Genomic DNA, 8,138 nt, shown 5'->3' with positions numbered 1-8,138 from the left:
GGGCGCGAGATAGCGCTCTCTCCCCTAAATGGGCCCCCGCCGGGGACAGTAAGTGTTTGTAAAGTTGCGTGTGGGGGGGGGCCCCGTTTCAACGCCGCTGCCCCCGCAGAAATGAACCTGCGGGGGCAGCAGCGTGAAGCGGAGGAGGAGGGAGCGCTACTTGGTGATCCGGGGGCTGCCGGCGGCCGGCGCCGGGATCGGGCTGGTGGCCAGGGACTGCGGGGAGGACGGGTTGGCGAGCGCCGACGGCGGGGCCACGGCGGCCGACGGGTCGGCCGGGGCCTCGTCCTCGTCGCCGTCGACGGCCGGCTGACCGCCGATGATCCGGATGCCGGCCTCGTCGAAGGCCTCCTTGATCCGCCAGCGCAGCTCGCGCTCGACGGCGAACTGCTGGCCGGGCATCGTCCGCGCCGACACCTTCACCGTCATCGAGGCCAGCAGCACCTCGTCCAGGCCCAGCACCTCCACCGGGCCCCACAGGCGCTCGTCCCACGGGGACTCCTTCGCCATGTTCTCCGCGACGTGCTTGACCACCTCGCGGATCCGGGTCAGGCTCTCCGACGGCTTGACCTGGACGGCCACGCCCGCGGTCGCCCAGCCCTGGCTGAGGTTGCCGATGCGCTTGATCTCGCCGTTGCGGACGTACCAGATCTCGCCGTTGTCACCGCGCAGCTTGGTGACGCGCAGGCCGACCTCGACGACCTCGCCGGAGGCCACCCCCGCGTCGATCTTGTCACCGACGCCGTACTGGTCCTCGAGGATCATGAACACGCCGGACAGGAAGTCCGTCACCAGGTTCCGTGCACCGAAACCGATCGCCACACCGGCCACACCGGCGCTCGCGAGCAGCGGGCCCAGGTTGATGCCCAGGGCGCCGAGCACCATCAGTCCGGCCGTGCCCAGGATCAGGAACGAAGCCACCGAGCGCAGGACCGAACCGATCGCCTCGGAGCGCTGCCGGCGGCGTTCCGCATTGACCAGCAGCCCGCCGAGCGCCATGCCCTCGACGGCCTCGGCGCCCCGGTTCATCCTCGTTATCAGCTTGGTCAGCGACTTGCGGACCAGAGAGCGGAACGCGGCCGCTATCACCAGGATCAGCAGGATCTTCAGGCCCAGGTACAGCCATCCGGCCCAGTTCTCCTCGATGAAACTGGCGGCGTTCGTGACGCTCTCGTGGGCCTCCTTGACCGAAGCGGCCGGGTCCGGGGTGTCGGCTGCCAGGGGCAGCAGGGCGGCATGCCAGGGCACGACGGGAACCTCCAGGTGTAGCGGTCTGCCCTCAAAGAGGGGTGTGCGGGGCAGGCCATCCACACTAACGGGGCATTCCAGTGACCCCGTTGTCGTGTTCGAGGGAGAGACCAGGCTCACCTGGGGATGAACCGGGTGTGGTTGAAAACACCTCCGACCCGTTACGGGCGCGTGGTGGCGCTTCGACCAGCCGTAAGGAGAGACTGGAGAGCAGATCGTCCCGGCGCGAGCCACGCGCCGCCGACGTACAAGGAGGCAGTCCGTGCCGCACGTCCTGGTCCTCAATGCGTCGTACGAGCCGCTCGGCGTCGTACCGCTCCGCCGCGCGCTCGTCCTCGTCCTGGAGAACAAAGCCGTCTCCCTGGAAGAATCCGGCGCCTTCCTGCACAGCGCGACGAGAGTCGTCCCCGCGCCCAGCGTGGTCCGGCTCAAGCGCTTCGTACGGGTCCCCTACCGGGGGCCCGTTCCGCTCACCCGCCGCGCACTGTTCGCCCGTGACGGCGGCCGCTGCATGTACTGCGGCGGGGTCGCGACGAGCGTCGACCACGTGATCCCGCGCAGCCGCGGCGGGCAGCACGTCTGGGACAACGTGGTCGCCGCATGCCGGCGGTGCAACCACGTCAAAGCGGACCGGCACCTGCTGGAGCTGGGCTGGCGGCTGCGGCACCAGCCGGCCCCGCCGTCCGGTCTGGCCTGGCGGATCATCGGGACGGGGCACCGGGACCCGCGCTGGATGCCCTACCTCCAGCCCTACGGCGCGGAGGACGCGCTGGACCGCATCGGAGCGGCTGCCGCCTCCTGACCGCCCGGGCCCGCGGAGCCGAAGGCCCGGCCCCCCAGACCCGAGGCCTCCGGAGCCGAGGCCTGCGGACCTGAGACCTCCGGACCTGAGGCCTCCGGACCTGAGATCCGCGGGTTCCGGGGCGTCCGCGGGTTCCGGACCGGGTGCCGGGGCGGTCGTCCGGGTGCCGTCACCGCGCCGGTCACGGGCTGCCGGCTACGGGACGGCGGCTACGGGACGGCGGCGTAGGCCTCCGCCGAGAAGAGGCTGCAGCCGAACCGGGTGGCGCGCTCGTCACAGGTGACGCGGACGAACCGGGCCGGCGCCGACGCGTCCAGGCGGACCGTCTCCAGGCCTCCCCGGGATCCCGCGACCGCACCCGCCGGCCGCCAGGTCGCGCCGTCCACCGAGGTCTCCACCCGGTACGCCGACGGGTAAGCGTCCTGCCAGTGCAGCACCAGCTTGCCGATCCGGGCCGCCGCCGGGAGCTCGGCCTGCCACCACGCGCCGTTCACCGGCGGGGACGACCAGCGCGTCGTCGCGTTGCCGTCCACCGCCGCCGAGGCCGGGAACGCCGGGGTCTCGTTCCCCGACGAGGAGGCCCGCGCCGAGCGGAACAGGTCCGGCCCGCCCGTCCGCGGGACCGCCCGGACGGTCAGCGTCCGGGTCTGCCCCGCGAAGGTGACCGACACCGGGTAGCTGCCCGCCGGGGTGCCCGCCGGGACCGTCACCGACACCGGGACCGTGACCCGCGTACCCCGCGGAGCCGTCGCCTCCGCCGGGAGCTTCACCTCGATCCCCGGCGGCGCCGCGGCCGCCAGCGGTCCGTGGACCCCGCCCGGGCGCAGCGCCGTCAGCTGGGCCGGCACCACCTGCGCGGCCCCGCCGATCTCCACGTCCAGCGCCTGCGCCAGCTCGAACCCGGCCTCCGGCCCGTCCGCCAGCCACGGCACCACCTGGTGCACGACCGGGGCCGGCAGCCCCGCCCACGACAGCCGCACCGCGTCCGCGCGCACGCCGCCGACGTCCGCCTGGGTCCAGCCCGACGCCGCCGCGTCCGCGACCTTGCGCCAGCCCTCGCCGGGGACGTGCACTTCCACCGCCGCGCCCCGGCTCCCGGGCGCAAACGGGTCCGTCATCACGGTCACCGCCGACACCGGCCGCACCGAGTCGAGCGTGACCGTGAACGCGTCGGACTCCCGGGACACCGTGCCCGTCTGGCGGGCCGCTCCCGTCCACGCGTCCGCCTCCGCCGCCGCCTGTGCCAGGAAGGGGTCCAGTACGGCCTTGTCGATCCGGGCGGCGCCCGGGTCCGCCAGCGCCTTGCGCGCCGCCGCCAGCTCCTGCGAGGCCTTCCACGCCGCCGTCCCGTCCCCGCGGGACTGGGCCCGCAGCAGGTCCACCGCCAGCTCGCCCGCCGTTCCGTACGCCGACAGCCGCTCCAGCCACGGCCCCGCCTCGGCCGACAGCCCGGGCAGCCGCGCGGGCGCCTCCCGCAGGGCCGTGAACGCCGCCCGCAGCCGGTCCCCGGCCGCCTGGTCGCCCGAGGCGCGGCTGCGCCAGAACTCGTCCACCAGCGGGCGCAGGTACGCCGACTCCTGCTGGCCGAGCCCCGAGGAGGCCGAGTTCCCCGCCAGTGCGGCCAGCGAGCGGCGGGCCGCCTGGTCCGGCCCGGCCAGGTCGGAGACCGCCGCCGCCCAGGACTCGCCCGGCCGGTAGCCGTTCGGGTTCCACGCGAAGTCCGCCGCCGTGAACAGCGGGATCCGCGACAGGGAGGCCTGCGGCATCGCATTGGCCAGCAGGGCCGCCGAGCCGCTCGCCACCGCCGGCTCCCGGCCCGTGTACGGGCCGAGGAAGACCCGGCCCGGGTCCCAGTCGTTGACCGGGTAGTTGTCCATGGTCACGAGGGGGTGCTGGCCGAAGGCGCCGCGCGCGCCCGCCAGTTCCGTGCCGGTGATGGTGCGCGGCACCACGCCCACGCCCGTCCAGGCCACCTCCACCCGCTCGTCGAGGCGGCTCGCCAGGGCGGTCCGGTACGTGGTCGCGCCCTTCTGGTGGTACTCCGTCGGCATCAGCGACAGCGGTGCCGCGCCCGGATGCCGTGCGGCGAGGTGCGCCGCCAGTTCGCCCGCGACCTCCGCGTGCGCCTTCGCGGCCGCCGCCGGGCCCGTCCCGTACCGCACCCGGTCGGCCCGGCAGCCCCATTCGGTGTAGCTCACGTCCTGGAACTGCACCTGGAATGCGCGGAACCCCAGGTCCCACATCGCGTCCAGCTTGGCCGCCAGCGCCGCCCGGTCGGCCGCCGAGGCCAGGCACATCGACTGCCCGGGGTTCACCGCCCAGGCCAGCACCACCCGGTTGGCGCGGGCCCGCTCGGCGAGGGCCCGGAAATCCGCCTGCTGCTCCGCCGGGTACTCCTCGCGCCAGTCGGTCGTCCGGTACGGGTCGTCGCCGGGCGCGAGCAGCAGCCGGTTCTGCTTGGTCCGGCCCATGAAGTCCAGCTGCGCGAGCCGCTGGTCCTGGGTCCACGGCTGGCCGTAGAACCCCTCGGTGGTCCCGCGTACGGGTGCGGTCGGCCAGTCCCGCACCAGGACGCCGGGCACCTTCCCGGCGCCGGGGGCGACCGAGGCCAGCACCTGGCGCAGCGTCTGCGCCGCGTGGAACAGCCCGTCCTCGCCCACGCCGGCCAGGGCGATCGTGTCCCGGCCCGCGGCCTTGCCCACGGCCAGCCGGTAGCCGCCGTTCGGCAGTTCCGCGGCCGTGGCCCCGGCACCGGGCCCCGCCCCGTACGCGCCCAGCGCCCGCAGGGCCTCCTGCGCCTGGGGCCCCTGGAGCCGTACGACGGTGCCCCGTTCGGGCAGCGGCGCCCCGGGAGCCGGCTCGTGCAGGGTCCGTACGCCCGCCGCGCGCAGGGCGGTGCGGACCAGCCCGACCGCGTACGGATCGGCGTCCGGCGCGGCCACCAGGACGGCCTCGGGGCCCAGCGGTACCTCGCGCGCCGCCTCGGCGGTCATCGACTGCGGGCGCGGATACACGGCCGGACCCTCGGAGGCCGCTCGCGGTGCGTCGGCGCCCGGGTCGAGTACGGGCCCGGCGCCCCCCGCCGCGGTGGCGGACGCCGGTCCGGCCGTACGCGTCCCGCCGGCGGTTCCGGATCCGTGGTCCGGTCCGGGGACGGCCGGCGAGCCCGGCAGCTCGAACGCGCTGGGCGCCATGACGAACACCCCGCCGCCCAGCAGCGTCCCGATGACCGCCACCGCCGCGGCCGTCGTCCGCTTCCTGCCCCTGAGCTGCACGAAGCCCCCTCGTCTCGAGTCGTCCCGCGGTCATACGAATGACCCCGAGCCCACCACCCGTGCGCCCGGAGTGTCAATGCGGGCGGGTGTTCTGACCTGGATACGCCAGGAATGCACCGCTGCCCACGGGGTATGGCTGCGGTGTCCCGGCGGTGTTCCATGTCCCTGACCCGAGCTCGTCCCTGACCCACCTTCAGACCCCTTACAGGCCAAGGAGCAACGCCGTGAACACCGCACCCGGCAACCGACCCGCCCCCGCCGCCCCGCCGCTCGCCCACCTGCCCGCGCAGGCCGGGCCCGCCGAAGGGCCCCTCACCAGCGAGCCCCCGCTCGCCGGTGCCGCCCACGCGCCCCTGACCAGCGAGCCCCCGCTCACCGACGAGGCCCCGCTGACGAGCGAACCGACCACGCCCGCCGCGGCCGCGGCCGCAGGCGACTAGAGACAAGGACACGGGTATTCACATGGACGACCTCGCCCGGCTCGCGGCCCTGCACGGCGTCGCCACCACCTACCAGCCCGCCGAGGACGTCACGGTCCGGGTCCCGGAGGCCACCGTCACGGCCGTGCTGCGGGAGCTGGGCGTGGACTGCGACACCCCGCAGGCCGTACGGGGGCACCTGGCCGGCGCCGACCGGGAGGCGGCGCACCGGCTGCTGCCGCCCGTGCTGGTGTGGTGGGCGGGGTCACCACCGCCCGCCGGGCTGGCCGAGCTGCCGCCCGGGACCCGGATCCGGCTGGAGGGCGACGAGGCCGGCGGCTGGGAGCCGGGCGGGGAGCCCGGCGAGGGCCCGGGCGTGGACCCGGCCGTGGACCCGGGCGGGGTGCCGCCGCTCGGTGTGCACCGGCTCACCGCCGAGGCCCCCGACGGCCGGACCGGGGCCGCCACCCTGATCGTCGCCCCGGAGCGGGCCCCCGCGGCGCCCGGGCGGGCCCACGGGCTGCTCGTCCAGCTGTACTCCCTGCTCTCCGAGCGGTCCTGGGGCATGGGCGACCTCGGCGACCTGGCGGCGCTCGCCCGCTGGGCCGGCCGTACCCACGGCATCGGGTTCATCCAGGTCAACCCGCTGCACGCGGCCGTGCCCGGGACCCCGACCGACCCCTCCCCGTACCGGCCCTCCTCGCGCCGGTTCCCCGATCCGGTGCACCTGCGGATCGAGGACGTCCCCGAGTGCGCCGACTGCCCCGACCCCGATGCCCTCGCCGAACTCGCGGCCCGCGGCGGCGAACTGCGCCGTGAGGTGATGGAGAAGGGCGCGCTGATCGACCGGGACGCCGTCTGGGCCCTCAAGCGCGCCGCACTGGAGCTGCTGTACGCGGTCCCGCGCACACCGGAACGCGAGTCCGCCTACCGGGAGTTCTGTGCCGAGCAGGGCGCGGAGCTGGACCTGCACGCCACGTGGTGCGCCGGCCACGCCGGCGACGACCCGAGAGCGGGGGCCGACTTCCACCGCTGGCTGGTCTGGCTGACGGACACCCAGCTCCGGGCGGCCCAGCGGGCGGCCCGCGAGGCCGGGATGGCGGTGGGCATCGTGCACGACCTGGCCGTCGGGGTGCACCCGAAGGGCTCGGACACCTTCGGCCTGCCCCTCCACGCGAAGCACGTCAGCGTCGGCGCCCCGCCCGACGCGTTCAACGCCCGCGGCCAGGACTGGAGCCTTCCGCCGTGGCGGCCCGACCGGCTCGCGGACACCGGGTACGCGCCGTTCCGGGCCCTGCTGCGCGGGGTGTTCCGCTACGCGGGGGCCCTGCGCATCGACCACGTCATGGGCCTGTTCCGGCTCTGGTGGATCCCGGAGGGCGCCCCGCCCGCCGAGGGCGCGTACGTCTCGTACGACGGCGAGGCGATGCTCGCGGTCCTGGTGCTGGAGGCCCACCGGGCCGGTGCCCCGGTCATCGGCGAGGACCTCGGGACGGTGGAGCCGCGGGTCCGCCGGGCCCTGGCCCGGCGCGGGGTGCTCGGCACCTCCGTGCTGTGGTTCGAGCGGGACTGGGCGGGCGACGGGCAGCCGCTCGCCCCCGGGGCGTGGCGGTCCGACTGCCTGGCCACCGCCACCACCCACGACCTGCCGCCCACCGCCGCCAAGCTGGCCGGCGCCCATGTGGAACTGCGCGAGCGGCTCGGCCTGCTGACCCGCCCGCTGGAGCAGGAGCGGGCCGAGGACGCCGCCGACACCGCGCAGTGGCTGGACGTCCTGGAGGGGCTCGGCCTGGACACCAAGGGCGAGGAGGCCGCCGTACGGGCCCTGTACGGCTTCCTGCTGCGCACCCCCGCCCGGCTGGTCGGGGTGTGGCTGCCCGACGCGGTGGGCGACCGGCGGCCGCAGAACCTGCCGGGGACCTGGGACCAGTACCCCAATTGGCGGCTGCCGGTGGCGGACCAGGCGGGCCGGCCGCTGACTCTGGAGGCGCTGACGGCCTCGCCCCGGGCGAACGCCCTGCTGGGAGCGGTGCGGGAGGGGGTGCGCGCCCGTACGGCACCCCCGGGCGCGCGCCGCGTTTAGGTGTTCGCTACGTTTGCACCGTGGACAAGAAGAACGCTCTGCGCGCCGGCGCCGTCACGGCCGGATCGACGCTGATGATGCTGCTGATGACGTCTCCCGCCCTCGCGCTGACCCGCGACGACGGTGACGACCCGGGTCCGGGCCTGAGCATTGCCCAGACCCTCGGCCTGTACGTTTTCACGCCGATCGCGCTGTTCGTGATCATCGCGGGTCTCGTGATCGTGACGGACAAGTCGCGCAAGCAGCAGAGCCAGGGCTGACCCCGCGGGGCAGTACCCGACAGACTTCCGGGGCGCCGGGGGTCCGCACGC

The 8,138-nt window shown here is 75.3% G+C and carries 6 protein-coding genes; 4 read left to right on the top strand and 2 right to left on the bottom strand.

Going from position 1 to position 8,138, the window contains the following annotated elements; translation table 11 throughout:
- Window positions 1–156: 156 nt before the first annotated feature.
- The gene (locus ACFXA3_RS27125) at window positions 157–1,248 is read right to left on the bottom strand and encodes a mechanosensitive ion channel family protein (RefSeq protein ID WP_385190973.1); all 1,092 of its coding nucleotides are present in this window, start codon (window positions 1,246–1,248) and stop codon (window positions 157–159) included.
- Window positions 1,249–1,510: 262 nt separating this feature from the next.
- Between ACFXA3_RS27125 and ACFXA3_RS27120 the strand changes: the two genes are divergently transcribed.
- On the top strand, window positions 1,511–2,050 hold the full coding sequence (locus tag ACFXA3_RS27120; protein ID WP_054226780.1) for an HNH endonuclease: 540 nt from the start codon (window positions 1,511–1,513) through the stop codon (window positions 2,048–2,050).
- A gap of 209 nt (window positions 2,051–2,259) precedes the next feature.
- Here ACFXA3_RS27120 and ACFXA3_RS27115 read toward each other — a convergent pair whose 3' ends face one another.
- Window positions 2,260–5,325 carry a beta-N-acetylglucosaminidase domain-containing protein gene (locus ACFXA3_RS27115; protein ID WP_385190971.1) on the bottom strand — a complete coding sequence of 1,022 codons (3,066 nt, stop codon included), beginning with the start codon at window positions 5,323–5,325 and terminating at the stop codon, window positions 2,260–2,262.
- 224 nt (window positions 5,326–5,549) lie between these two features.
- On the opposite strand from ACFXA3_RS27115, the gene ACFXA3_RS27110 reads away from it, so the two are divergent.
- Genes ACFXA3_RS27110 through ACFXA3_RS27100 form a run of 3 tightly spaced genes read left to right on the top strand, consistent with a single transcriptional unit; the run spans window position 5,550 to window position 8,087 of the window.
- Window positions 5,550–5,765 (top strand): hypothetical protein, encoded by a 216-nt coding sequence (locus ACFXA3_RS27110; RefSeq protein WP_385190969.1) that lies wholly within the window; start codon window positions 5,550–5,552, stop codon window positions 5,763–5,765.
- 22 nt (window positions 5,766–5,787) lie between these two features.
- On the top strand, window positions 5,788–7,827 hold the full coding sequence (locus tag ACFXA3_RS27105; protein ID WP_385190968.1) for a 4-alpha-glucanotransferase: 2,040 nt from the start codon (window positions 5,788–5,790) through the stop codon (window positions 7,825–7,827).
- A gap of 20 nt (window positions 7,828–7,847) precedes the next feature.
- Window positions 7,848–8,087 carry a hypothetical protein gene (locus ACFXA3_RS27100; protein ID WP_385190967.1) on the top strand — a complete coding sequence of 80 codons (240 nt, stop codon included), beginning with the start codon at window positions 7,848–7,850 and terminating at the stop codon, window positions 8,085–8,087.
- Window positions 8,088–8,138: the final 51 nt, after the last annotated feature.

Source organism: Streptomyces sp. NPDC059456, assembly GCF_042750055.1.
Classification (GTDB): Bacteria; Actinomycetota; Actinomycetes; order Streptomycetales; family Streptomycetaceae; genus Streptomyces.
The sequence above is the reverse complement of the archived record's forward strand: the minus strand, read 5'-3'. Positions and strand labels throughout refer to the sequence as shown.

Excerpts from the sequence above, each read along its gene's own strand:
- ACFXA3_RS27105 (WP_385190968.1), top strand. The coding sequence starts at position 5,788 with ATGGACGACCTCGCCCGGCTCGCGGCCCTGCACGGCGTCGCCACCACC.